Annotated in this window: 27 protein-coding genes, 1 tRNA gene and 1 pseudogene; 7 read left to right on the top strand and 22 right to left on the bottom strand. The window is 39.4% G+C overall.

What is annotated here, in order from left to right; genetic code table 11:
• Positions 1 to 773: 773 nt before the first annotated feature.
• From virB11 to ACFILW_RS02325, 14 genes and pseudogenes are all read right to left on the bottom strand, one after another.
• Positions 774 to 1826 carry a P-type DNA transfer ATPase VirB11 gene (virB11, locus tag ACFILW_RS02390; protein ID WP_375685072.1) on the bottom strand — a complete coding sequence of 351 codons (1053 nt, stop codon included), beginning with the start codon at positions 1824 to 1826 and terminating at the stop codon, positions 774 to 776.
• A 17-nt stretch (positions 1827 to 1843) separates the two neighbouring features.
• Positions 1844 to 3022, bottom strand: coding sequence for a type IV secretion system protein VirB10 (virB10, locus tag ACFILW_RS02385; protein WP_375685070.1), 1179 nt, complete (start codon positions 3020 to 3022; stop codon positions 1844 to 1846).
• 27 nt (positions 3023 to 3049) lie between these two features.
• Positions 3050 to 3901 carry a P-type conjugative transfer protein VirB9 gene (virB9, locus tag ACFILW_RS02380; RefSeq protein WP_375685068.1) on the bottom strand — a complete coding sequence of 284 codons (852 nt, stop codon included), beginning with the start codon at positions 3899 to 3901 and terminating at the stop codon, positions 3050 to 3052.
• Positions 3902 to 3903: 2 nt separating this feature from the next.
• The gene (locus tag ACFILW_RS02375; RefSeq protein WP_375620969.1) at positions 3904 to 4575 is read right to left on the bottom strand and encodes a virB8 family protein; all 672 of its coding nucleotides are present in this window, start codon (positions 4573 to 4575) and stop codon (positions 3904 to 3906) included.
• Positions 4572 to 4859, bottom strand: a complete 288-nt coding sequence (locus ACFILW_RS02370; protein ID WP_375685066.1) for a type IV secretion protein VblB7 — start codon at positions 4857 to 4859, stop codon at positions 4572 to 4574. Before ACFILW_RS02370 ends, ACFILW_RS02375 begins: the two co-directional genes overlap by 4 nt.
• 6 nt (positions 4860 to 4865) lie before the next feature.
• Positions 4866 to 5762, bottom strand: coding sequence for a type IV secretion system protein (locus ACFILW_RS02365; RefSeq protein WP_375685064.1), 897 nt, complete (start codon positions 5760 to 5762; stop codon positions 4866 to 4868).
• A 46-nt stretch (positions 5763 to 5808) separates the two neighbouring features.
• The gene (locus ACFILW_RS02360) at positions 5809 to 6231 is read right to left on the bottom strand and encodes an EexN family lipoprotein (RefSeq protein WP_375633406.1); all 423 of its coding nucleotides are present in this window, start codon (positions 6229 to 6231) and stop codon (positions 5809 to 5811) included.
• 284 nt (positions 6232 to 6515) lie between these two features.
• Positions 6516 to 6918 (bottom strand): annotated as a pseudogene (locus tag ACFILW_RS02355) (EexN family lipoprotein).
• The gene (locus ACFILW_RS02350) at positions 6918 to 7337 is read right to left on the bottom strand and encodes an EexN family lipoprotein (RefSeq protein ID WP_375685062.1); all 420 of its coding nucleotides are present in this window, start codon (positions 7335 to 7337) and stop codon (positions 6918 to 6920) included. The pseudogene ACFILW_RS02355 and the gene ACFILW_RS02350 overlap by 1 nt, the downstream one beginning before the upstream one ends.
• Before the next feature lie 2 nt (positions 7338 to 7339).
• Positions 7340 to 7720: an EexN family lipoprotein gene (locus ACFILW_RS02345; RefSeq protein ID WP_375685060.1), complete on the bottom strand. Its 381-nt coding sequence runs from the start codon at positions 7718 to 7720 to the stop codon at positions 7340 to 7342.
• 24 nt (positions 7721 to 7744) lie between these two features.
• The gene (locus ACFILW_RS02340; RefSeq protein ID WP_375685058.1) at positions 7745 to 8509 is read right to left on the bottom strand and encodes a type IV secretion system protein; all 765 of its coding nucleotides are present in this window, start codon (positions 8507 to 8509) and stop codon (positions 7745 to 7747) included.
• A complete protein-coding gene (locus ACFILW_RS02335; protein ID WP_375650061.1) occupies positions 8506 to 10866 on the bottom strand; it encodes a VirB4 family type IV secretion/conjugal transfer ATPase in 2361 nt (786 codons plus the stop codon). Before ACFILW_RS02335 ends, ACFILW_RS02340 begins: the two co-directional genes overlap by 4 nt.
• Positions 10863 to 11189 (bottom strand): type IV secretion system protein VirB3, encoded by a 327-nt coding sequence (locus ACFILW_RS02330; RefSeq protein WP_273790924.1) that lies wholly within the window; start codon positions 11187 to 11189, stop codon positions 10863 to 10865. Before ACFILW_RS02330 ends, ACFILW_RS02335 begins: the two co-directional genes overlap by 4 nt.
• An 18-nt stretch (positions 11190 to 11207) precedes the next feature.
• On the bottom strand, positions 11208 to 11558 hold the full coding sequence (locus tag ACFILW_RS02325; protein WP_375613238.1) for a TrbC/VirB2 family protein: 351 nt from the start codon (positions 11556 to 11558) through the stop codon (positions 11208 to 11210).
• 158 nt (positions 11559 to 11716) lie between these two features.
• On the opposite strand from ACFILW_RS02325, the gene ACFILW_RS02320 reads away from it, so the two are divergent.
• Positions 11717 to 12460, top strand: a complete 744-nt coding sequence (locus ACFILW_RS02320) for a nuclease (protein ID WP_375685056.1) — start codon at positions 11717 to 11719, stop codon at positions 12458 to 12460.
• Positions 12461 to 13051: 591 nt separating this feature from the next.
• Here the strand turns inward: ACFILW_RS02320 and ACFILW_RS02315 are convergent.
• Entirely contained in the window at positions 13052 to 13495 is a 444-nt protein-coding gene (locus tag ACFILW_RS02315; protein ID WP_375612521.1) for a hypothetical protein, read from the bottom strand.
• 3 nt (positions 13496 to 13498) lie between these two features.
• Positions 13499 to 13825, bottom strand: a complete 327-nt coding sequence (locus ACFILW_RS02310; protein ID WP_375685053.1) for a YqjD family protein — start codon at positions 13823 to 13825, stop codon at positions 13499 to 13501.
• A gap of 1006 nt (positions 13826 to 14831) precedes the next feature.
• On the opposite strand from ACFILW_RS02310, the gene ACFILW_RS02305 reads away from it, so the two are divergent.
• The 3 genes from ACFILW_RS02305 (at position 14832) to ACFILW_RS02295 (ending at position 17223) form a co-directional block, all read left to right on the top strand.
• Positions 14832 to 15734, top strand: coding sequence for a MotA/TolQ/ExbB proton channel family protein (locus tag ACFILW_RS02305; RefSeq protein ID WP_375650080.1), 903 nt, complete (start codon positions 14832 to 14834; stop codon positions 15732 to 15734).
• Entirely contained in the window at positions 15731 to 16324 is a 594-nt protein-coding gene (locus ACFILW_RS02300) for a biopolymer transporter ExbD (protein ID WP_375685051.1), read from the top strand. The genes ACFILW_RS02305 and ACFILW_RS02300 overlap by 4 nt, the downstream gene beginning before the upstream one ends.
• A gap of 776 nt (positions 16325 to 17100) precedes the next feature.
• A complete protein-coding gene (locus tag ACFILW_RS02295) occupies positions 17101 to 17223 on the top strand; it encodes a hypothetical protein (protein ID WP_375670636.1) in 123 nt (40 codons plus the stop codon).
• Positions 17224 to 17378: 155 nt separating this feature from the next.
• Here ACFILW_RS02295 and dut read toward each other — a convergent pair whose 3' ends face one another.
• Entirely contained in the window at positions 17379 to 17909 is a 531-nt protein-coding gene (gene dut, locus ACFILW_RS02290) for a dUTP diphosphatase (protein ID WP_375622905.1), read from the bottom strand.
• Between the two features lie 259 nt (positions 17910 to 18168).
• A complete protein-coding gene (locus ACFILW_RS02285; protein WP_375646516.1) occupies positions 18169 to 18978 on the bottom strand; it encodes a VIT1/CCC1 transporter family protein in 810 nt (269 codons plus the stop codon).
• 1076 nt (positions 18979 to 20054) lie between these two features.
• Here ACFILW_RS02285 and ACFILW_RS02280 point away from each other — a divergent pair.
• Positions 20055 to 20717 (top strand): hypothetical protein, encoded by a 663-nt coding sequence (locus ACFILW_RS02280; protein ID WP_375685050.1) that lies wholly within the window; start codon positions 20055 to 20057, stop codon positions 20715 to 20717.
• Positions 20718 to 20988: 271 nt separating this feature from the next.
• Positions 20989 to 21201: a hypothetical protein gene (locus ACFILW_RS02275; RefSeq protein ID WP_375646513.1), complete on the top strand. Its 213-nt coding sequence runs from the start codon at positions 20989 to 20991 to the stop codon at positions 21199 to 21201.
• Positions 21202 to 22272: 1071 nt separating this feature from the next.
• Here the strand turns inward: ACFILW_RS02275 and ACFILW_RS02270 are convergent.
• From ACFILW_RS02270 to ACFILW_RS02260, 3 genes are all read right to left on the bottom strand, one after another.
• Positions 22273 to 22797, bottom strand: a complete 525-nt coding sequence (locus tag ACFILW_RS02270; RefSeq protein WP_375685048.1) for a type II toxin-antitoxin system PemK/MazF family toxin — start codon at positions 22795 to 22797, stop codon at positions 22273 to 22275.
• A gap of 297 nt (positions 22798 to 23094) precedes the next feature.
• Positions 23095 to 23667, bottom strand: a complete 573-nt coding sequence (locus tag ACFILW_RS02265) for a disulfide bond formation protein B (protein WP_375622893.1) — start codon at positions 23665 to 23667, stop codon at positions 23095 to 23097.
• 12 nt (positions 23668 to 23679) lie between these two features.
• Entirely contained in the window at positions 23680 to 24285 is a 606-nt protein-coding gene (locus ACFILW_RS02260; RefSeq protein ID WP_375685046.1) for a YqaA family protein, read from the bottom strand.
• A gap of 221 nt (positions 24286 to 24506) precedes the next feature.
• On the opposite strand from ACFILW_RS02260, the gene ACFILW_RS02255 reads away from it, so the two are divergent.
• Positions 24507 to 24591 (top strand) — tRNA-Leu (locus ACFILW_RS02255).
• A gap of 271 nt (positions 24592 to 24862) precedes the next feature.
• Here the strand turns inward: ACFILW_RS02255 and ACFILW_RS02250 are convergent.
• The coding region (locus ACFILW_RS02250; protein WP_375685044.1) for a hypothetical protein at positions 24863 to 25339 on the bottom strand (477 nt) is incomplete at its 5' end.

Here is a 25339-nt window from a genome sequence, read left to right as displayed (position 1 = left end):
GTTATCGTTATCGTTATCGTTATCGTTATGGGTGTTTTCCGTATATTGAATGATGTATGCAAACCGTGATTGAAATGGCAGCTTATTGAATTTCTGTGAAAGAAGAAGCCATATCGCCTGAATAATTATTTGATATTGTTTCTTTTATTGCTACTCATTCAGATGCTGGTGGTCTTATGCAAGGGTTGAGAGAAAGCCAAGGAAAGTTAGGTTTAAAAGCATAAGAGTAAAAGTGGGGGATATAAGGTTATACCCTTTTTTGGTGGTTAAAATATTCCGGTGTTGATCGAAGATATTTACAGTCAATCATCTTGAGGTAATTTGATAAAATCAGAGAGGAATGCGTTGAAGAAAATTTTTATACTGCGCCTTGATGAATATCGAAAAGAATAATAATGGATAAAGCACATAAAGCAGGATCTTGTATATTACAAGGTGCTCGTGAAGCTCTTGTCTGAAGCTAAAGGTGAAGCGGATACTAAATTTGGTATTTATATTCCTGCAAATGTTGATGTCAAAAAAAATCAGAAAATATAGGGTTATAGATATCATTTTCGGCACGTTTTGGTTTTCCTGTGGGGCGCATGCGTGATTGGGAATGGGGATGATATTTTTACTTCTTTTTGCTTTTTATTTTCGATTATTGGCACTGAACTTGAAGCTATGGTGGTAATTTAGCACGCGATGATATCCGCGGCTTATAATCGTGTTTTTAAGAAAGCTCTATTGGTATAGTTTTTGCTTATAAAAAAGGGTGTGAGGGTGGCGTTTTTTTAAAAAGCATCACGGCGTTTGAAAGGGTCGTAATAGATTTCTGTTACACGAAATTTTCCTTCAAGGCGTTTGCATTGGATGATGACATCTATCATCGAGATTAATAAGCCGCGGATATCATCGCGTGCTAAATTACCACCACCGTCACTTTCTTTGACTAAAAGGGTCATTTGTTCAAAGGCTGCAAGGGCTGTTGAGGCGTGGACGGTGGTAATGGAGCCGGGGTGACCAGAATTGACATTACGGATATAGTAAAAGGCTGTACCATCACGCAGCTCTTGTAGAAGGATTCTGTCGGGGCGCATGCGTAATCCTGATTCAAGCAGTTCTTTTGCGCCTGCTTTTGCTAAGCCTTGATTATCTTTTGAATAAAAGAGCTGCACTTTGTTGGCGTGCGGAACGACAAGTTCTGGCGTGTCTTCAATGGTGAGAATTCGTTCATAGTCAGGGATTTTTGCAATCAAAGCTTTAGAGAGGGTTGTTTTACCAGAACCGGTTTTGCCCGATATTAAGATATTTTGTTGTGTAATAACGGCTTTTTCTAAAAAGGTGCAAAAGTCTTTGGCGATAAAGAGATCTGTTAGCTCTTTGTCTGTGTCAGAGAGTTCGGATAATCGTTCTGTCATTTGTTGCGTGGGTGTGAAACTGGTGTTTTGGGCAACAGAAAAAAGATTGTTTTCATGTAAACTTTCAAGAGAAAAAGTGCGTGATGAAGGTTTACGAATGGTCATGCTAATGGTATTGGCTGCAACTGCTGGAGGCATAACAATTTGTATGCGTTCGTTGTTTGGCAGTGTTGCGGAGAGAACGGGGTTTTCTACACTGATTTTTTGTGTTGTGTAGGCAGCAACAACTTTTGCAATCCCTTCTAGTTCGCCGTAGGTTAGTTCTTTTAAGATGTGGGTTTGCCAACCATTGGGACCCTCAACGATTACTTCGCCAGGGCGATTGATAACAATTTCAAATAAATTGTCATCATTGAGGAAGTCATCTAAGATCTTTAATTTTGTTAAAACGATGGAGGCGCGTTCTGCATTTTTTGCTGATGGCATAATGTGACTTTATTGGCTTAATGAAAAAAGGAATAGCTGGGAGTAGAGCGGTTTCTTTTGCTCTTTACGACTAGTTTATAGACAGAGGAAAAATCGAGATCTTTTGCTACAAAGATGTTGACCAGTTCGCCTTGAAATTTTTCTAAGGTAGGAGGGATGTTGATTTGATTTTCAAGAGCAATACTGGCGGCCTCTTTTCCAGTGTTGTTTGCGCCTTCAAAACCGCCGCCTCCAGAGTTGTTTGAACCTTCTTTATTGGAATTGCCTACTATTTTATTTGTTAAAACTGTTGTGGCACCATCAATAACGGTGAGTAAAAGGGAAGAGCCAAAGCGTTCCCACCAATGGGTGTTGATGTTGCCATCAAAACCGGCTCTGCCTAAACTGTCGGTTGCGGGTGAGGCAAGGTCGATGATGACACCGGTTGGGGTTTTTGCTCTTGTCCAGAGTACAAAGAGGCGAGATTGACCTTGTTTTATCCCTCCGCGGTATTCGCCAATCACTTGGGTTCCTTTATCAAGCAAAACAACGCGCCCATTGTCAGAGAGGATATCACGGTTGATGATGCAGCTTGCAAAGCCTGGTTGCTCACTGTTTAATGCGGTTTCTAAGATACAGGGAATAGAGGTTCCCATGGCGATGATAAAGTTTCTATTGCCGATGAGTTTTGCTTTTGCTTTTGCTTCTTCTGTTTTGGTAGGCTTTAATAGGGTTGCAAAATTTTGTGTGTCTTGAAGGGCAGGAGAATTTTGCGCATTCGCGAGATTTTCAAGGGCATGGAATTTGTCAAAGGGGTTGAGAGTCGTGTTGACGATGTCTTTTAATTGAGATTTAGAGCCTTTGGCAAAAGCGAGAACAGGGGCGCGTCTTGCGGCATCAAGTAGTGGGTCATCTTTTTTGGGTTCTTGTGCGAGTGGTTGTGGGGGTGGTAAGGTTATTGGCGCTATGTTTGCACGCGGGTCAGAGGGCGCGAGCTCTAAAGGAGCGAGGGAATTGTGAAAGTTTTGTGCTTGTTTTTTATGAGCTTTTGCGGTGTCTTTTTGTTCTGTGGGGGAGGATAAGATGTTCCAGAGCACATAGCCGCAGATTCCTATACAGGCTATTGCGACAACTATTTTTTTGCCAGCGCTTTTGGCGCTATTGTTTTTGCCATCCCCAATAGATCCGCGATCTTCGATGATTGATTTATCACTCATGTGTTGTCCCCTTCAATTCCCGCTTATTTAAAGATCTGATGCAACTTTACGTTCAACAGATGGTGAGGTTGTTCCGGTATTTGGATTGGTGCCTTTTGGTTGATAGGCTTCGTTAAAGACGCATAGGACGTTTTTTCCCTGTCTTAGGGTGAAGCGTGCGCTAATGGCATGGACAATCACCATGTTGCCTCTTGTGGTTTTGGGAACCAGCGATTCTGTACCGTCATTGCTGACAATGTAAATGGCAGGGATTTCTTGGTTGTCTGGAAATGTAAATGTTGTGGTTTTGCCATTGTCATAAACGGAGGAGGGTTCAAGAGTGATAGAGCCTTGAGCGGTGTAAGCCCAATTGCGTGGTCCGTAGGTTTCAGAAGCGTTGAAGACATTATCAATGCGCTGGGCTTGTTGTTTTTCTTGTCGCATAAGGGCTGCGAGTCTTCTTTGTTCTGCTTCTTCTTGTGGGTAGCGAAATTTCACAAGGAAATATGTTTCTTGTCCAGAGGAAATTTCTCCATCTTTGACCATGAGTTCAAATTGATAGGAGCGCTTTGAGCCATCAAGCTTTGTGGTGACGACTTGGAGATTGGTAATGGGTTGGACTTCCCGCGCTTTGAGGAAAAGAATATTGCCAGCGGGGGCGACTTCCCATGCAACGCTGTTGCCAATTGCCACATGGGCAATTTCTTCATTGGGAGAAAATTCTATTTGTACCGATGAGCGTATGGAGCCAATAATTTTTGTGACATTATAGGCATCATAGTTGATAAAGCGAATGCGGCTATCGCTTGGCGCACGGGTGGGAAAAATACTGGCATGGCTAGGCGTTAAAGAAAGGGTAATAGCGATGTTAAGAATGAGAAAAAGAATTTTTTTTGTCATGATCAGTTGACCACTTCCGGATCGGTTCTATATTCACTAACAATAAACCCTAGAGGATTTATCAAACGGTTTTGGACAGAGATAGGGGCATTGATGTATTCAAAGGTAAGTGTTGCAACCCAGTGGGTGATGAATTCTTTGTTGTTGTCGTTGTCATGAATGGTTCTGTAGTAACGCACTTGGGCAACATCGTCATTGATAAAGGAGATTGATTTTATTGTTATTGTAACAGCGGCGTGTTTATAGAGAATTTGAGGACTTTGGGGATTTCTTGCTCCATACCAGCTGGCAAATCTTTCCTGTTCTTCAGAAGAAGAGAGGAGGGAGACGGTTTGGAAGTTGTGTTGTGTTTCTTCTGTGGTGAAGCCTTCACGGGAGCGGACATATTTTGCAGCAAAGTAGCGTGTGATTGCTTCGTCGACATTGGTGGGACCTTCTTTTAAGGCTTCCACAACTTCAGTGATGCCGGTTGAATTGTCCACACGGATGACAAAAGGTTCCACGGTTTTAAGGGGCGTGAGGGTGATGACCGCGAGAGAAGACATTATTGCAACAGCAACTGCGATGCCGGCAATGGCAAGCGAGACGCGGGTGGTGCGGCGTGAGGCGAGCATGCGATCTTGATCGAACGAGCGTGCTTCAGCAATGTATTGTTCTATATCTTTTTCTTTCATGCTTTTTGCCCGCAATTTTTGTAAGATTTGATTTCTTCATCCGTTAGTTTTTGTGCCAGAAGCATTTCCAGCTTCCCTTCTTTTAGGGGTGAAGGGGCGTTGTTACTGATGATAATGGGCGTGGGCGTGGGTTTTTTCCCTTCCCAATTCCACATTGATCTGTTGAGTGGACGTTTAGAATATCCATCACACTTTGGGAGTGACTTCAGTGTGTTTGGTGAAGACATACAGCCACTGAGAAAGAGAAATGGTAAGATAATCCCAATTTTTTTAAATTCCCGCATTTGAACTTAGGCCTTTGCTAATTGTGCTATTAGTGATGCTAATTTTTTTGCACCTTTCGTTATCGTTTTAGCTCCTCCTGAGCCTGTAAGGGAAGCCCCCCCAGAGGCTAAAGCGGAAGCCATGCTAGGTAAATTGAAGAAAAGAAAAATACCACCAAGGCCAACCACCATAAATGCGCCAAAGGAAAACATGATATCTACAATGTTTGTTGTAAAGATTTTCAGTGCAAGTTTGACATACATACCACCAAGCAAGATGACTAATATCTGAAGTATGATGAAGTTTGCAACTTGTCCTAACCATGCCTCTGTAAACCTTCTTGTTGATGAAAACATATAGAGGCTTATGAAGAGCGGTCCTACTGATATGACGAGAAATAAACCCAGCTTAGCAAACATTGTGACGATAAAACCAATTATGCAAAAAACAGCAGCAATCACGTAACAGGCAAAACCAACTATCCAAGCAACAAGATACGCACCCAATGCAAGCCATGATGCAGATTTTGCTTCATCAAAAACATGTGCAACAGCTTTGTTTAACAGATCATCCCATATATTTTTATCTGAGTGTATTGTACCTTGTGTGGCATGTGCAATGGCATTAGGAAGACTATTGAAAAATAAATCCCCGACCCACTCATTATAAAGAGCAGCGTTTGTGGCGAGTGAAACAATGATGCCAAGTTTGAAAGCTGTCACTATAAATTCCCACAGTGGCATGGAAGAACGCCCTGAGATGATATTGTACCCCATAAATATAATGTAGATTGTACATGATGCTTTAAGCGGAGCACTTAAACCCGATGAGAGATTTGCGGTGGTTTCGTTCATTATTTGCATAATAGGTTCTATTAACATATTTTCTGCCGTGGTAAAGAAATCTATTTTTTCGAATGCCATTGCACGTCCATTCTATCTAATTTTTGCAAATACGATTATTTCTGATTTAATTATTATTCTGTTGTTGTTTAGCTTTAGTGCGCTCTTCTGCTTCGCGCTCGGCTTGTTCTTTTGCTTTTTCTTCAGCCTTTCTTTTTTCTATTTCAGCTTGCCTTTTTTCAAAATCAATTTTCCATTTTTCATGTCTAGCTCGTAGTTCGGCTCGATATTCTTCCATCGCTTTACGCATGTTTTCGTTGTGTTCCCTAATTCTCTCTTCAGCATTTGCTTCATATTCCTTTTGAAGTTCAAGTTGTGCTAATCTTAAGTTTTCACAATTTTTTGCAGTTCCTGCGAATCCACATTTAGCATTCCACTCTTCCATCAATTTTTTATCTTTTTTAAATTCTGCGACGCTATAGGTTTTTTCACATCCAGCAGTGATGAGCCCTGTGCAAAGTAGCAATGTTGTTATGAGAACTTTATTCATCAATATTTCCCCTTTTTCCTTTCAGTTTTACAAGGTTTGAGCACAATTTTTAAATTATGCTTGTGTTATCGGTTTTTTATAACCAGTGATGATAAATCTAGGGCACAGACATAATGTTGCCATAAATATATTGTATAGTCTGTAAGGTTCTTTAAGTTGAGCAGCTAAAGCGCAATAGATGTTATCCATTGTTTTTGTAATGGGATTCATCAACATATTGTCTATCTTAGTGAATATGCCGTTGCTTTCTACTGCCATTTAGATGCTCCGCTCTTCATTATGTCTTAATGGTTATTTTGTTGTTGTTTTGCCGCGCGCTCTTTTGCTTCTTGTTCTTCCTCAGCACGTCGTTTTGCTCTTTGTTCTTCTAATTTTTTTAGTATGAGCCTCCATTTTTTTAAGTCTGGCTCTCATTTCAGCTATATCTTCTTCTTCTCTTTTACGATTTTCTTCTGCAATTTTACGACTTCTTTCTGCTGCTTGTGCCTGACGTTCCTTATCAAGTTCTAAAAATGATAACCGCATGTTTTCACAATTCTTTGAAGTTCCTGCAAATCCACATTTCGCATCCCACTCTAGGCGTAATTTTTCATCTTTTTTAAATTCAGCGACGCTATAGGTTTTTTCACAACCAGCTGTGATGAGCCCTGTGCAAAGTAGCAATGTTGTTATGAGAACTTTATTCATTATTTATTGTCCTGTTGTTTAGCTTTAGCGCGCTCTTCTGCTTCTCTTTCCGCTTGTTCTTTTGCTTTTTCTTCAGCTTTTCTTTTTTCCATTTCAGCTTTTAGTTTTTTTATTTCTGCTTGCCTTGCTTGATGCTCAGCTTCTATTTCGGCCTCAAATCTTTCCATCGCTTTACGATCTTCTTCTTTGCGTTCACGCGCTCTTTCTTCAGCATTTGCTTCATATTCCTTTTGAAGTTCAAGTTGTGCTAATCTTAAGTTTTCACAATTTTTTGCAGTTCCTGCGAATCCACATTTAGCATTCCACTCTTCCATCAATTTTTTATCTTTTTTAAATTCTGCTACGCTATAGGTTTTTTCACAGCCAGCAGCGATGAGCCCTGTGCAAAGCAGCAATGTTGTTATGAGAACTTTATTCATGATTAATGACTGTCTTGTTGTTGTTTAGCGCGCTCTTCAGCTTTTCTTTTTTCTATTTCAGCTTCTTTTTTTGCTATTTCAGCTTTCCATTTTTCATGTTTAGCTTTTTGTTCAGCTATAAGTTCATCTATACCTTTCCTATACTCCTCTGCTGCTTTACGACTTCTTTCTGCTGCTTTTGCTTCATATTCCTTTTCAAGTTCAAGTTGTGCTAATCTTAGGTTTTCACAATTTTTTGCAGTTCCTGCGAATCCACATTTAGCATTCCACTCTTCCATCAATTTTTTATCTTTTTTAAATTCTGCTACGCTGTAGGTTTTTTCACATCCAGTGGTGATCAGCCCTGTGCAAAGTAGCAATGTTGTTATGATGATCTTGTTCATATTTAAGCCCCTCTTTTCTCCCGTTTATTGACCACCGAGTTTTTTGGCATAATCTGCATATCGCGCTGCAAATTCTTCGTAAGCTCGTTGTTCGGCAGCTTTGTATTCCGCTTGTTGAATCATCGCGGCGGCTTGCATTTGGAGAACTTGTGTTTGGAGTTTTGCTTGTATTGCTGATAATTGTGCTTGAATGCCTTGAATTTTACCCGAATCTTTAGTACTTCCAAGTTCGTCAAGGAGCTTGTTAATGGTTTTTTGTGTTTCACTGGCTTCTTCGTAGACGTCTTGGCCTTTGGCTGCCTGTCCTACCGTGTCCTGTTCGGCTTTTTTCACTTCTTGTGCGTAAAAAGCATCTGCTGCCTCTTTTGATCCAGCACCCCCTGAGGGCTCTTTGTATTTAAGTTCTTCTTGCCATTTTTGCGTGTTTTTGCTGCCGCCGCCGCCACCGCCGCCACTGCCCATCGATTGTTGAAAGTGGTTAAAATCTGAAGGAAGGGCGCCACTGCTCCCTTGCTTGTTAAACATCTCTTTCAATCCCGAAATGTCAGGCTTGACATTTAGGGAGTTATATAATTGTTTCGCTTGATCGAGTTGGCTCTTTAATTGGTCAAGCTGTTGTGCACCTTGTTGAATTTGTTCTTGCAATTTGTTAAGTTGTTGTGTGCCTTGCTGGACTTGTTTCATTATTTGTCCTACAGCCGCGGGATCATATACCATGATAGCGAATGCATTTGTTTGAAAGCCAAATGAAGCTGCATAGACGGTTGTTGCCAATAAAAGTTTTTTCATTGTTTTGACCTTTCTTGAAAAATAGGAAGCCATTTTTCTGGAGATTGTCCAACTTCATCCATAATGGTCTCTAGGAGTTCAATATTCTTGGTGGTGCCACTTAAAATGGCTATTTCATCATCAAAGCCGCGTAAATTCAGTTCTGCTACAACTGAACTTTGTCCTTGTTTGATGAGAAAACGCCGTGACTCACGGCTTAATTCTGATTGTATCAGGTTAAATTCTCTGTCCGATAATTTAAAACCTTCTACATAATCCCCATGATTGCCCTTTTGATTGGGAAAATAAATCTGTGTTGGGCATTGCTCTATAATGGTGTGGGCAATGGTCGAATTGATCGCATCTTTGGGAGATTGCGTTGCAAACAACATCAAACCATTTTGTTTACGGATAGTTTTCAGCCTGTCTTGCGCAAAGGCTTTAAAGGAATCATCCTCTAAGGCTTTCCAAAACTCATCAATGACAATGATAATACGACGCCCATCAATCAGAGACAAAATCCTATGAAAAAGATACATCATTAATGGGGGACGAATTTCATTATTGTCTAAAAAATCCGTCATGTCATAACCAATAAATTTTGCATCAATGCCAATGTCGTCATCAGGATTGTCAAAAACCCACCCTAAGGCATTGCCTTTACACCATCTTTCTAAACGACCCGCTATCCCCTCCCTGTGCGTGGTGTCAAAAAACATTTGTAAGGCCGATATTGTCCGTTGTTCTTTTGGCAACAAGGCAAGTTGGTCAACAGCAGCAGAAATATCTTGTCTTTCTGATTCACTGATCTTTTGATCTTCAGACGAAACAAGCTTTATAATCCATTGGCGTAAAAAAACTCTATCTGCTGGATTGTTATAGTCTAAGCCTTTTAGCGGTGCTATGCCTGTCGGTCTACCATTCTTCAAGGGCATATAAGTGCCGCCACCCGCTCTGACAAAAAGTTCTGCGCCCCGATCTTTGTCAAAAAAGACCATATTGGGATCATGCTTTTGAAGTTGTGCTAAAAGAAAATTGACAATAACCGTTTTCCCAGAACCAGAGGGACCACAAACAAACGTATTGCCTAAATCACCAAAGTGAAAGTTAAAATAAAACGGTGAACCAGCAGAGGTTTTCATCAAGGCTACCGCTGGTCCCCACACATTGCCATCTATTTTTCCAACCGGAAAAGAATGAAAAGGAGAAAGCGCTGCATAATTGCGGCTTGTTATCGCACCAGAGCGGGTGCGATAAGCATAATTGCCAGGCAATTGTGCCCACCAAGCCGCCGCTAACCCTAAGTCTTCCCGCGCAATGACAGCCCCACCATCTGTAAGACGAGAACGCGCTTTGGCAAGATTATCCGCTAACTCTTGCGGCGTATCAGCAAAAACTGCCAATGATAAATGATGCTCCCCTAAAACAAAACGATTGGATTCAAGATCATCAAGCGCATCATCCAGTTCCATAATTTGTGAGCCCGCACGGTCTCCTGCATTGACCATTTGGTTTTGTTTGCGCCCCATAATTTGCTTGGCAGCATTTTTGCTCTTGAAAATAAAAGATTGGGTGAAAATAAACTCAAAGGGAAGGGTGAGCAAACCATCCGCCATGCCTACCCTAGTTTTTGCTGGATATTCTTTCCAACCAAACATGCCCGCAAACCGCTGTCCCGCCTCGGTGCGTATTTCTATGATCTCTTTTCCAAAAATGAGACGGTCTGAATAAACAGTCGAAGCTATCGTCCCCCATGTGAGAGGGATACGTTCACGACGACCTCCCACCAATTGGTGGATAAACTCACTTTGCTGCGAATAAATATTGCCTTCATGTTCATAAAGACTCAATCTTCTTGCACCATAACGCTCTAAATTTTGAATAAGATCTGTGGTAATATCTTCAAGCTTGCGAATGGACTCTGCATCAACTTCTGTCTTTTCTTGCTTGGCTTTGCCTAAACGTTTGAAAAACTCCACTAATTTATCCGTTTGATCAACGTGTGGATTCCACAAAATAGAAAGATAAAGCTCATTGCGATAAAGCTCCTGTGAAATCATCCGGTCGCGATATTTATCATCTAATTGCTTGGCAAATGCCGATCTGAAAGTCCCATCCGGATAAATCGTTTCACGCTTTCTGATAATATGGCTATAAAGCGCTATCCGTTCATCCGCTATGTTTTTAAACAGATTATTGAGCTGTTCGTGAAGCACATTCAGATCAATAATATCCGCTGTCTCAAAGTTAATCCCTTCAAGTTTAATAACGCTCATGAGAGCGCGTGAATCCAGCGCAATGATGTGTTTATTGACATGGCGCACATAAGGAATGATCGCCTCTGGCTGCTTTTCACGTTTGCGCTCTGTTCTATTCATTGTAATTCCTCATAATTACGAATTAATCGTAATGGAGAAATACTTCCCCCACCCCATAGACTCGAATTTCTGGCAAAAATACTTGTTTTTTGCCATGTCAGAAGAATACGAAATTTGTTATGGTCATGCTTTAGGATTTCCTTGAATATGAAATGCAGCATCACACCAAAGGTTAGAAGAAAAATATTGCCTGCCATAATGAACAATATCATCGTTCCTATCCCATTTAATCCCATAGCTTCCACCGTCACGCCTGCAATCATTGCAGGGCGCGTGCAAGCAAGAAATAACGTATCTTCTGTTAGCTTGTCGTGCTCTTTCATGGCTTTGAAAGGCAACGTTTAATGGGAAAACATTGATACAATTTGCGTTGCACCCATAACAATGCCGATGCCAACACAAACGAAAAAAGCTTTACGCATTTCAACATAACCAGCAATCCATGCAAGCCCAATACCAGCAACCGCAATGGTTGCAATTGATGTTGCAATTTTTCCTGTTAAAGCTTCAATGATTTTATCAAGAGCAGTTTCAATTTTTCCGAAGCCGCCATCAGCAAATGCTGGTTCACTCAGTGCCATGAAGGCAATAAACAGCATCAATGCTGCTGTTAACCATTTCTTTTGGGTGTTGGATAGAATAGTTTTTTGTAAGGTATGTTCATTAATGAACGAATTATTCATGTTTTTCATGAAAATTCCCCCGCTTTATGTTTAAGTTAATCACAAAATTAATATTCAAAATATTAATCGGGAATCATATAAATGAAAAAAATAAATTTTTCTATCGATAAATTAATAATATTTAATCTTTTATTATTTAATGAACAAAAAATATAGTAATATTCAAAATGATACTTTTAAAATATCTTCGATCAGCGCCTAAATATATTGTCTTAATTTGTATTATTATTTTAGGATACTTTTATTTCAGTCAACATACTGAAAATATTATGCAATTTTCTCTTTTTGAAGGATCAGAAAAGACAATTGGAAACCCCGTTCAAAATCCGAAGTCACAAGTGGTTGATTATGCAAACCAACAAGACGTAAATCAACAAAATGTGGTATTGCATTCAGAACCAATCGCATCACAATTTTATGAAGAAAATGTGCCGGTCTATTCCGGTGCTATACAGGTTACAAGTGGTGTGACCTTTAAAATGATCACGCTTGTAGATGATGGGTGGAGAAAAAAGATCATCCGTGATATCCGATTATATGGTGTGGAAAGCTGTGAAACACGACAATTTGCCTCACGCAACGGAGTTAAGTGGCCTTGCGGTGCTTTTGTTACGGCTTGGCTTGTCTCAAAAACAATTGATAAAAAGGTTACTTGTCGGCAAGCACGTGTCGTTCAACAGGTTCATTATGCACAATGTTTTGTAGATGGGGTTGATCTGGCGCGGTTGGGGCTTGCTGAAGGGTTGATGGTGTTGACAAAAGATCAGCATCATTTTCCATCCCCAGCAGACTATAAAACCCTACAATCTGCTGCTCAAAAAGCACAAAACGGTTTATGGTCGAGCCAATTTCAACAACCAGAAGATTGGCGAAGAGATCATGGAAGCTATAATCCCATTGACCATAATTAATATTGACCATTATTGATAAAGCGTTCTCTCAAGCGCTATTTAAAAATCAAGACAATATTCTACTGCAAATCTTATCAGAAAAAAGTTAATGATAATCCACACAGTCCTTGGTGGACAACGCTCTTCATGGAAAATTGTTGTGTTTAAAATATCCTATAGGTTGTTTACTACAGCGCTATGGGAGAGCGCGTTTCCTTCCCCTAAACAAAATAGTCATTGTAACAAACATGAGTGTTCAGAAAAATATAAACACATGCAAACTACTGATGTGACCTTTGGTTCTGAAAAAAGCTTATGAAAATATAGAGAAAGGCAGAAACGGAACATCATCTCCTTCAAAAAACAATAAATGGCTTCAAATCAAACTAGGACTTCTAATGCAAGCATTGCCTTATGTTGTTATGTTCATGAAATATGGGTTGCAATCTGAAAGAGAGTGTAGCGGTTCTATGGAATTTTTAGCAAAATGAAGGGGATTTTTTTTCAGGTATTTGAAGAAGCTAAAGAGACTATGAGGAAAAAAATGTGCTTTCTTTTATAACAAAAGAAAGCACATTGAGAGGGGGATTTAGAGTGACAGCTTTACATATTTTACTCTGAAAAGCGGTCTTTTTTATCTTTTTTCCACAAAAAATAAGTTGCAAGTCCGAGAATGGGAACACTCAATTTGGCAAAAGGGAGATGTTGACTGAGAGCTGCAAGGCTGGAAACGGTCGCATCTGTCATGAGTTTGTGGCGTTGTTCTTCTGTCTTTTTTTGTTGGTCATAGCGTTGATAAGTTTTGAGAATGCGACTGATAATAAGACCTAATCCCGCAAGAGAAAGACAAATTAAAAACATGATACTGGCGGCAGCAAGAGGCTTCATAACAGAACATAACGCAATAAAACCGATGGTACATAAAAAAAGCAAAGACATGAAGAATGAAATGCTAATAAACCCATAGAAAATTGCTTGAAGGCGTACTTGCTTGACTGTGCTTTTAAGCCCTCCACCGACAAGATGGTTTAAAAGAGGAGCGATAAACTTATGCATTGCTTAACGACGTAGTAATTGAGAAAGAATAAAACCAACGCCTGCTGCAAAAAGAACGCTTTTGCCAGGATTTTTGCGAACGCATTGATTCATAGTTTGTTCAAGATCACTGATTTTGTCTTTTGCTTGAGACATCATGTCTTCACCACGTTCTTTCGCTGAGTGATATAGTTTTTCCGCTTTGTCTTTGGCGGCGTTGAATTTGTTTGCACCAAGATCTGTTAGGGTTGAGGTAATCCCTGAAATTTCAGTGCGTAACGTTTCTAATTGTCCTTGTAGGTCTTTTTCTACGGCTGATTTATCGTGCTGTGTTGTTTTATTATGGGCCATGGTATTTTTCCCTCTTGATTCATTATATTTGTATTGGTGTGTTCATAGTGATCATTTGCATTGGAGTGAAAATTTTCACTGCTTGAGTAACGCCAAAAGCTTTTTTTGGTTCCTTTCATTTTGTCGAATTTAAAACTGTTTTTGATAAAATAAATCTTTCCTATACGATATGCTTTGTCTGTAAAGGGTCGCATCTGTTGAGAATTGTCTTATGCTTTTGCAGTAATTTAGCACCATTCTTCAGTTTCTCGTGGCGCAGTTTTTTTATAAAAGTTTTTTAAAAAGCGTGTTGAGGTTTATTTTTTAGGCTTGTGACAGGTAAAAAACATCGTTGTTGCGATTTTGCGGCAGAAGTACTGTCATTTTTATGCTTTTGAAGCAAAGAAAAAGAAAAGAATATTGCGGCTCTTTGCTCTCTATGTATTTGGGGGCAACACGCGCTGCCCATGATACTTTTGGTCAGTTTAAGATATTGCGATAGTTCTTTTTTTAAAACGTAAGGTATATTTTTATTTTAGGATAGGAGAGGTACTTCAGTGTAGGGGTTGTTAGAGATGTGCATATCCTTTTCTTCAAGAGTTTTATGATATTTTTGCTGCTTGTTTCATGTAAGAAAATATTTTGTTGGATTTAAAAGAGCCGCTGAAATGAGAAAAGCTTTGCGATATGAGAGATTTATTTGACAGGAACGATGATAAATTATTCTTATAAATTAAAATATTATATGCGATACTTCTTGTAAGTTTATCATTTTGCCTAATTTATGCAATAAATTGATTGGGTAAGATAAACTTGTTGAATTGTTAGAGAAAAATTTCTTGAGTAATTTCTTTAAAACAAGAGAGAGCTTGTGAAATAAAACTATACTTGATTTATCAAGTTTTCTTTCTTAAGAGGAATACAAAAGCAACGTTAAAAGGGTAGTGGCATTGTGGAACAGTGATGCTATGCGGGGTGACGATCCAGCTCATAAATAAAGATAAGAGCACAAGAATGTGAGATAAAAATGGAATCTGAAACAGTCCCTTTAGATAAAACAGTCCCTTTAGATAATATGTCTGCTGTATTGACAGTGCATGATTTTTCTCCTCTTTCTATGTTTATGGCTGCTGATTGGGTGGTAAAAGCCGTTATCATTATTTTGTTACTTGCTTCTCTTATGTCTTGGACAATTGCTTTTGTGAAAATTGTTGAGATCACTTTGGTAAAACGAAGAGTACGTCATGAACTTCAATTGGTTCTAAATGCTCAGACTCTTACGCGTTTGGCAGCTAGTTTGAAAGAAAGCAAAGGGGCTGGTGTGTTTTTTCTCAAAGAAGTCCTTAAAGAGGTTTATCTTTCTGCACAACAGGTTCATTTTTCTGCTCCTGAAGGGATAAACGAAAGCTCTGGTGAAAAAACCAGTGTAGGGGAAAATGCACAAACGATTGAAGATATTCTCTTTTATGAGGAGAGCAATCAATATGAAGATGTTTCCCGCGATGTTCGCGATGCTAAGGCTCGTGATGTTCATGAAGGTTTAAAAGAAAGGGTTCATTCACTTTTGTCACGCTGCTTGCTGGCTGCTACACGCCGTGTTGCATGTGGAAGCGCTGTTCTTGCAACTATTGGCGCAATTGCTCCTTTTGTTGGTCTTTTTGCAACTGTTTGGGGAATTATGAATTCTTTTATTGGGATTGCTCAGTCTCAAACAACGCGACTTGATGTGGTGGCGCCTGGAATTGCTGAAGCCTTATTCGCAACGGCTGTTGGGCTTTTTGTGGCTATTCCCGCTGTTGTTATGTATAATAGCCTTATGCGTGCTTTGAGTGGTTATCGTAGTGATTTAGGTGATATCGCTGCTGCTCTTGAAAGGCTCTTGAGCCGTGAACTTGATAGACAAAGACAACAGAAAAGTCATAAAAAATGAAAGCAAGCCTTAATAATGATTGGGATATAGACGAGAGTGGGTTGCAAAGCGAAATCAATGTGACCCCTTTTATTGATGTTGTATTGGTGTTGCTTATTGTTTTTATGGTTGCTGCGCCTTTGGCAACATCTGCCATTTCCGTTCAGCTTCCTTCTATAACTCAAGCACCTTCAGTGGTTCAGTCTGATGAACCTCTTTATGTTACGTTGCAAAAAGATCGTTCTCTTTACATTGGTGATCATCTTGTAGAACAAGCAGCTTTGAGAGAAGCTTTGTTGAGGGAAACGACGCAAAATTTAGAGACAAAAATTTTAATCAAAGCAGATAGCGAAATTGATTATGGTACTGTCATCGATTTATTAAATCAAATACGTATGGCTGGGTATCATAAAATCGGTCTTGTAGGATTGCAAAACTCTACCAATCTTGTTTCAAGAGGTGAGATCAATAATAAAACAACAGGGGTAGCGGATGCTGCTGTCGATGGAGCGGGTGGTAGCGCGGGTGGTAACGTTGTGGGGCATGTGGATGCCGTAACAACGAGCACTACGGGAAACGCTAATATTCCAGCCGATGTCTCTGATCAGTGATAAAAAACAGCCTTTGTTGCAGGAAGCAAAGCATATTACTCAAACTCGTAGAGTGAAATTGATGAGGGTTCCGTGGATTTATTAAACCAAATACGCATGGGTTTGATATTACGTAGGGGGTTCATATATTGAATCGGTTTTTTTAGGATTAAGCACTACTCATTTTGCCGCAAGAGGTGTGATCAAGAAAACAGCAGAGGCGATTGTTGTGTGTCTTAATACATCGTAAAGCTCTTTTTGCGGCGGTGTTCATAAATGGTATAACGGTAAAGCCCCCGTAAAATAATCAAAAAATCTATCGAACCTCACTCTCTTTATGCTTAATAAAAGAGTAAGCGAGCACCATTATCGTATTTATATTTTTTTCCCAAGACAGTGTTAATATACGTATTCATTGTAGGCATTTTTTCAGTTTTTATCTGTATGCTAACCACGTTTGGAATGTGAGAAACATGCTTTTGATTGATTTAATATAAATAAGCTTGCCATGAAACAATCTTACAGTATTGAGATTTCTCATTTAAGTTGAAAGACAATTCATTATTATTATAAATCAATATGATGTATAGATTGTCGACATTACAAGCAGTGTGTGAACGCTCAATGGTTAATGCCAATGTTTTTGTTATGGGGAAGGGGTATCGGGTGTTAATGAAGTTTTGTATAGCGTGAGAGACGTAATTGAGAGATGATTATTTAGAGGGGCGTTTAGTGAAAAAACTTTGAAAGCAAATGCGCATTCCCTCTGCACTTTAAAAGCGCAAAGAATTTCCAGTATGATGTATAGATTGTCGACATTACAAGCAGTGTGTGAACGCTCAATGGTTAATGCCAATGTTTTTGTTATGGGGGAGGGGTATCTGGTGATAATGAAGTTTTGTATAGCGCACGAGACGTAATTGAGAGATGCTTGTTTAGAGGGGCGTTTAGTGAAAAAACTTTGAAAGCAAATGCGCATTCCCTCTGCACTTTAAAAGCACAAGGGGTTTTAAGTGAAAGAGTGGTTGGAATAAGTATGTGTGTTATTTTGAGAGGAGCGATTTTTCAGAGCTTCTTAAGTGTGTCCCGTTGAACCAAAACCTCCTGTTCCACGGCTCTCGTTATGGCTTGGGGTATTTTGCTCTGGTTCAATGGCGCAAACATTAACTTGAGATACGGGGGCGATGACTGTTTGGGCAATGCGCATGCCCCGTTGGATTGAAAAGTCTTCTTGTCCTAAATTGATAAGAAGGACTTTGACTTCACCACGGTAGTCACTATCAATCGTTCCTGGAGTGTTGAGGCATGTGATGCCGTGTTTTAAGGCTAAGCCAGAGCGTGGACGTATTTGTGCTTCAAACCCAAGAGATAAATGAAAAATGAGACCTGTTGGAATAAGTGCCCGCTGCCCAGGGGCAAGAACAAGCGTTTCTTCTTCTCCAATTGCTGCCCGTAGATCAAGACCCGCAGAACCTGCTGTTGCGTAGCAAGGAAGTTCTAAACCTTGTCCGTGTGGAAGACGCTGAACGGATAAAGTCTGGGCATGTGAAGATTGAGAAGAGACAGGATGGTTGTTTAGAGAGGCGTTGGTTTCAGTGTGCGACATGATCAAGGCATTTCCAAAATATGAGGTCTAGAAGAAAATGATACTTTAACAAAAGATATCTATAAAACCAAGTCGATAAAGGTGTGTGGATATAGGTTGTCCCCAGAGCTTGCTTATCATCTCTTGCTGACTTAAAATATTCCACAACACCACCTAACATCATCAAAGGCATTTTTCAATAATGGCATCATCAAGGATGGCTTATGCCTAGGGGCATGCGCTTATTTGAGATCTAAATTATGGTTACAGATAAGATTTTTTAGATACTACCGATAAGAATACCCGTGGCAAAAACCAGAGCACCCCCAATGATGACCTGTAAAGAGGCGCGCCAAAAGGGAGTTGACATGTATTTGTTCTGAATCCAGACGATGGCGCCTAGTTCGAAAAAAACAATGATAAAAGCAATAATTGTCGCTACATAAAAAGAGTTGATCAAATAGGGAAGAGTATGACCTAGTCCTCCTAATGTTGTCATAATGCCGCTGGCAAGACCTCTTTTTAATGGCGAACCACGCCCTGATAATTTGCCGTCATCATGGGCTGCTTCTGTAAAACCCATTGAAAGTCCCGCACCAATTGAAGCTGAGAGCCCTATCAAAAAAGTTTGATGCGTGTCTCCCGTGGCAAAAGCTGCGGCAAAAATGGGGGCAAGGGTGGAGACAGAGCCATCCATTAATCCTGCAAGACCTGGTTGAATCCAAGTCAAAAGTGTTTGTCTTTGCGTTTTCGAGGGTTTTTTTATGGTGTGATTTGCCGCTGTTGTTTTTTGGGAGGGATGGCGGCTCTTGCCTTTCACAAGAGAAGTTTTGTCACATAATGAACCGATAGTGTTTGCACGATTATGGCAAGAAAGGCACAAAAGTTGCTGATAATTTTTAAGCTCTTGAAGCCCCATGGCGGTAAAAACCGCCGCTTCCTTAGAGGAATAAGGTTCTAGAGCTTTTGCATATTTTAAATAGAGCGCCGCATGTTGCTCTTTTATTTTGAGCGCTTTAAGTATCACGTTTTGTGCTGAACGAAAGGACAGAGCTTTACGTTGTACAAATGAAAAAAACGATCTCAACATTTTCTGTTCCTCTGTACTTTAGAATAATTCTAAAACATAAGAAAAATAAACCGAAAGTCAATCTAAAAGTTAAAAACTGACAAATTACAAAAAGGTTGCACTGAGAAAAAAGGTGATGGGATGTTGAGAAAGTACAAGGAGATTTATCAAGTGGAGTCGACAGGGGTGCATGAAAGAAATAATTGCGTGAAAAATTTAAGAGACAATGTGCTTTATTTTGCTAAAGGGGCGTTTGAATGGAGCATTCTAATGTATTGATGCTCGAGAATATAGGAAAAGAAATAGGCTTGGCATCATCATTCATTTGATGCGTTCAAAAGACTGTAATAGCTCTTGGAATTTGAAATGATTCTTTTAAAGGAGATCTTTATTCAAGGGATAAAAGCCCATTTCGCGAGGGTGGGCCCCCGTGAAGAGTATAGAAGGGTAGAGCGGCAAAATTTCCATGAAATAATATAAACTCCATTGAGTCTTCTTAATCTTTACGCTTCATAAAAGAGCAAGTCGGCATCATCGTACACCTTAGCTCCCAGTGTTGCGACAGTCTTTAGCACGGTTCATTATAGGTATGGCATTTTATTGTACAGTTTTACGCCACTCATTCTGCTTGTGGAGGTGTAAGACAGTATTCTTATGATATTTACGCGCATTTTAGCGTTGTTACAGCTTTTGCATTTAGGTGGATTTGTTAGCGTGTAACGAATTATCTTTTGTGCTGTAATTGCAGGGGCAGATAAAGGTGGGAGTGTATAAATGAGAGAGATGTTATCATATTAAATTGTTTGATCACGCATAAAAATTTACCCTTTATGAAGGGGCATTTATTGCCTTGTAACTTGCCTGATATCTTGTATGAAAGACCAAAATTCAGTAGGTTTCCTCTCACTTCAAAACTTCTTATATTGAAGCAATTCAAATCATTTTCTTGTGTATCACAAGGAGGGGTGTGGGTGCTGTGTTTTTATTTAAAGTATGGGATGAGTTGAAATGTGAGAAGTGCATAATCTCTACGCGTTAACAAACGTTTTTGATGTTTTTAAAAAAGAATTAAGTTGTGCAGAAAAAAGAGGAACTCTATGGACATTGATGATAGTTTAGAATGGTTTTTGGGTTTGCACAAACTAACAATACCGCAGGCAGCGCTTTTAATAGTTGGATTAAATCCAGGAAAGTGTTTGTTTCACGATGAAACGGAACCAGAAAAGAGTGATATTTACGAAGATAACCTTTCCGTATCATCAGAGAAAACTGCTTGTTTCCGAGGAGCTTATAATGCCATAGTTCAGGCAGGAAAAGACGATCAATTAAAGATAGAATGGTCGAGTTTTTCTAATTATATAGAGACATATTCCTCATATGTTCTCGTTGAAGATTTAAAAGAATGGCTTTCATCGCGTGGTCTGCGTCCTGCGTTTTTTTTCCCTGAGGATGATTCTGCTGAGACTAAGGACCAAAAATATGCGTTTCAAGATCCAACGCATCCACGTTATGCTCCAAAGCTTGCTGCTATTGTTGCGGCATGGGAAGCGGTGAGTGAGGTTGAGGGTGGTAAAACTGTTAAAGGAACGCTTGCAAAATGGTTGCAACAGAATGCTGATCAATATGATTTACACAATAAGAAAAATGGTAAGTTAAAAAAGGATGTTATTGAGGAATTAGCGGCTGTTGCGAATTGGGAACCTACCGGAGGGGCGCCTAAAACACCTGCCAGCTCTCTTTTATCAAAAGAAAAAAAATAAAAAGATCACTAAAATTGTGCTGTTTTTTTTGATAATTCTGAAGGTAATCTCTTTTTCTGGGGGAGATTTTTACTTTTCTTCCCTAGATTATAAGTAATTGTTTTTCAATGAAAATAATTTTTATAGTGTTTCTCTGACTGTTCAGGCGGGGGAAAATAGACATTTTGGGGCAGTAAAATTTACCCTGTAGTTTTCGTAACTTACCTCTCTATTTTTGTTTGATTTTTTTGGGCATTTTGCAATCCATTATAAATTGAAATGAGAATGCAACATGAGAAAAATATTTTCTTTTTTTACGGTGCGTGGAAGTGCAAAAAATCCTCAAGTAAATGCACCGATAAATACACCGATATTGGAGCAGCCTGTTGCCGATGAGGTGGTGCGTAAATCGTTTAGAGTAGGTGTATTATCGTTTTGGTTAAAATTTGAACTTATCGTTGTTATAGAAAAGGTCAAAGCTGAGCGCCATAGGCTCTCTCCATAAAGAAATCTTGTCATCTATGAGCGAGTGAGGATTTCTCTTGAAAAATTTGCACAATAGTAAAACTCGTTAGCAAAACCCGTTCTTTGGCGTAACAAAAAGGATGTCATAAATGATTATCTCATCATAAATATGCTTTAAGAATAACCCGTGCGTGGCGAAAGTCTATGGCATAGTCGCTATAGATTTTTGCTCCGTGTGTGGTGATCAATACTCTTGTTTATCTCTTGTCAATGCAAGTGCCCATGAAAGTGATGAGAGTCTATTGCTCCATTGTGATGCTTGGTGGTTCATGTTTAGAAACGACAAGTGTATTGAACGCGATAGGGCTGATAGAAGGGAGAACGTATCCTGTAAAAATAGGTGTGTCTTTAAAATAAAGCTGATAAACGAAATTATTTTTTATCTACCTTTTATATGGTGAGAAAAAAGGCATTCAAAGTGCAAGCATAAGCAATTCAGCAATAAATCCCAAAATAGCATAGATCGTTTCTAGGAGAAGAGGAAGAAAATCTATCTGCAAAAGCTATGTTAGGTCATGTGACCGGTGAAATAATGTGGTTAGGGCAATAAACAATTGTTTTTGGTGAAGAGATAGAAATCGGTCGTGTGTTGATTTCTGGTTTATTAGAGAATTTTCTTTGTTATTTTGTCAAATACGATCGTTTGAGGTGTGGTCATATAAAGCGAAGCTTTTTTTCAATCTTGGAAAGATATTCCCGTTGCGGAAAATCATATAAAGTTTAAGCAACGGCAGCACGATTTTTTGTGCAATGAAATGATGAGTATGTACAATATCTCGGTAATCTCCATGGGAAACTTTACCGGATCCAAGGTGTGGATATTGTCTTCTGCTTATCCCAAATCGCAGATATTTCAAAACAACAACGGTGGAGAATGAATGTTGGATATGTTCTAGGGAAGGTTGCAAAAAATGGCAGTTTTCAAAAAAATACCAAAAATGACGAAAGGAGCGGTTGCCCACTCCTTCGTTCCTATCTCCCCTTGCGGGGAAGCGGTCACCATTACTGATGCCGTGTATGCTGATATAGATACACTTATTTTTCTCAAAAGTCAATAGTGTAAATGCGGTAAATATTTAAGCATCAGAGCTACAACTTTATGAAAATCTTCGCAGGATAATCTTGGAACGGTACGTGAGCAACTTAAACGACTTACAGAAACTGTTGTGACATAATTGCAGATAATCCACGCTTTTTTATTCTCTATGGGAGATTGTATTGGATACGCAGCGGGATTATTGGGTTGTGATTTCGTTGAAAAAGGTAAAACTGTTACATTTCCATATAATTTTGCATTCTTAGAAAGCACTAAAACAGGCCGCTTTTTCCAAAATTCAGGGAGTATCGAATCATGAGGAAAATCGCACCAAAAAACTTGCCTGATGCGTGGTGCCGATTTGATTCGTGGTTTTATATGAGGTGGTTTTTGGTAAGGCGCATTTAAATCTCTTTCTCTTATATGCTCGCGCCATGCATTATGATCATGTTCCATCATAGTACATGGTTCTTCAAGTTTGGTTATATCTAAGGAAATAGGTGATAGGATAGAAGGCTCTGTGTTCTTATCTTCAGCCATAGCAGACCATTTATATTTATTGGTCCCCTCACTTATTATTTTACGGCTTTTCTATCACGAGTTTTTATCAAAATGTTGCTTATAAGTACAGAGAGGTGAAACCATAAAATGGATGTATCTGCTTATTTTTGTCTTTTGAGTACAACGCTAGAGGAGGGATGTTGGTGACTCGTTGGTGTTGGTGGGGTGGTTTGGCGGTGGGTGGTTTTGGGTGGGGATTGGTGACTGGAGAGTTGTTGGTTAGGGGGGAAGCGATTGGAGAGAACGAGTGAACGCGGTTTCGTTTCTATTTTATGGTTAGAGTTTTTTATTGCTTGAAAGAATGCCTTTTGAAGTAATATAGAGGCTTATAAGGCTGAAAAATAGGCTTGAGACGACATTCCAACCGGCAAATGAAAGAAAAAGAAAGCGTGCGGATGCTTCAGAACAAGAAGGGGGATGAATGTTGTTTAATTGGTTAAGCAACTGGTTAATGTCTGAAGTTTTTCTGACTGCGCTTAAACCACAACTGAGGGGAGCAGCCCAAAAGCCGTATTCAACACCCGCATGATAAATGGCTAAAACAAGGCTGATGCACATTAAGACAAAAACACACAAAAATAAAAGTTGTACCCAAGCAGTTATGCGAAAAAAATATGCCCCAAAACCTGCTAAAAGCAAAAATGGTATGGCACCATAATAGGGGAAACGCTCTATGAGACATAAATCGCAAGGAAGATACCCTCCGAAATGTTCAAAACCAAGGGCAATACCTATTGTGGCAGACAAGCAAAAAGCGAGAAAAAAAGCCCACAAACTTTGTTCTTTTCTGCTGGGTTCAAGATGAAGGTGCTTGTGTAAAAGTGGGTGAGAAGACAAAACGCATGCCATTAAGTCTGTTCCTTATAAAAGCTTCTTGTTTAAAAAAGCTATGAAAATCCCATAAATTAAAAGGAGGCTAACACAACCAATGAGAACAATCCATTTGAAATGCTGTACTAGAAAATTCATTGCTTTTTGCCCAAAATGTTTAATCAGCCACGCGAGAAGATAAAAACGAGCGCCTCTAGAAAAAATACAAATAAGCACGAAAAGTTCAAGACGTACACTCATGACACCAGCCAAAATTGTGACAATCTTGATGGGGGGAAGATGAAAAAAACCTGATGTTATCAGTAAAATGATTAGAAATTGCAGGGTTGCACTATTTTTCAGAGATTCAAAACTTTCAACCTTACCATAAATTTCTAAAATGGGCTTGGCAAGGGTATCATAGGCAAAATGTCCGATAAACCAACCGGCAATGCCTCCTAATACAGAACAGATCGTCGCAATCAAAGCATAGCGATAAACCTGCTTTTGATGAATAAGCAGCATCGGAATATATAAAACATCTATGGGAATTGGAAAAACAGAACTTTCAATAAAGGCAATGAAACCAAGCCAGTGCGGTGCTGTACGCCGATTTGCTAAAGAAATCGTCCAAAGCTTTAATTTGTTTAATATCATGAGGCTTTTATAAGTTTAAGAGGTAAAGACTTTACAAATGAGATTGCTATAAATCCGGTAGAGAAATCCAATAAAGAAAATATTCCATAAAATAGATAAGAAAATGATATGAATTCTTAAAAAATGAGAAGTCTTCTGTTGACGAATCTGTTCTTCTTCATATAGTGCAAAGGAATAATCGACAAGTCTGTCTTTTATAGTCCTGTCTTTTATAGCTGTGTGCGGGTGTGGTGGAACTGGTAGACGCGCCAGACTCAAAATCTGGTTCCGAGAGGAGTGTCGGTTCGAGTCCGACCACCCGCACCACTTCATAAATATTTCCCTTTATCCTGTTATGGCGCATCACGTTGTTTTATAAAACATGGGGGGTTATAAAACGTGAGATTCATAGACCGTGTTCAATGTTTTGCATGTTGAATGAAAAACCTCGAATACCGTAGGATTCTCTCATTTCAAGTCTGCTTCTAGTAAATCAACCAAAATCATGTCGCTCGTACGTTACAAGCTAGATGAGCTCGCGTGGAGTGAAATTTTACAAAAAATGAATAAAAATGCCTCTTATGCTGTTTCAAGGGCATCATTGGAGGTAAAGTGTATGATGGATGGTGCCAGCTTGCACTTTTATGAAGTGTAGAGATGGTGTTCTATAGATTTTGTATTCTTGTAGGTGCTGTCGCAAAATGGGCTTGAGGGTTTTGAGAGATGTTTCTTTAAAACATGCATGTGCATTGGCAATCCAAGTGTCTTGAATTTGAATGTGTTTGGTTTGAAGCGTTGTCGTATGACATGAGGGGCGTGATCGCCAAAAAGATATGTGAGAAACAAAAACATGAGGCAATGCGTAATCTCCACTCTTTAAAAGGCAGAGTTTTAGAGGTTTAAAAAATAGTGCTTTAGAGGCTTTAGAGATTTTATATTCTTGTAGGTGCTGTCGCAAAATGGGCTTGAGGATTTTGGGAACTGTTTCTTTAAAACACGCATGTGCATTGGCAATCCAAGTGTCTTGAATTTGAATGTGTTTGGTTTGAAGCGTTGTCGTATGACATGAGGGGCG

This window comes from Bartonella sp. TT110JLCBS (genome assembly GCF_042193405.1).
Taxonomy (GTDB): domain Bacteria; phylum Pseudomonadota; class Alphaproteobacteria; order Rhizobiales; family Rhizobiaceae; genus Bartonella.
The sequence above is the reverse complement of the archived record's forward strand: the minus strand, read 5'-3'. Positions and strand labels throughout refer to the sequence as shown.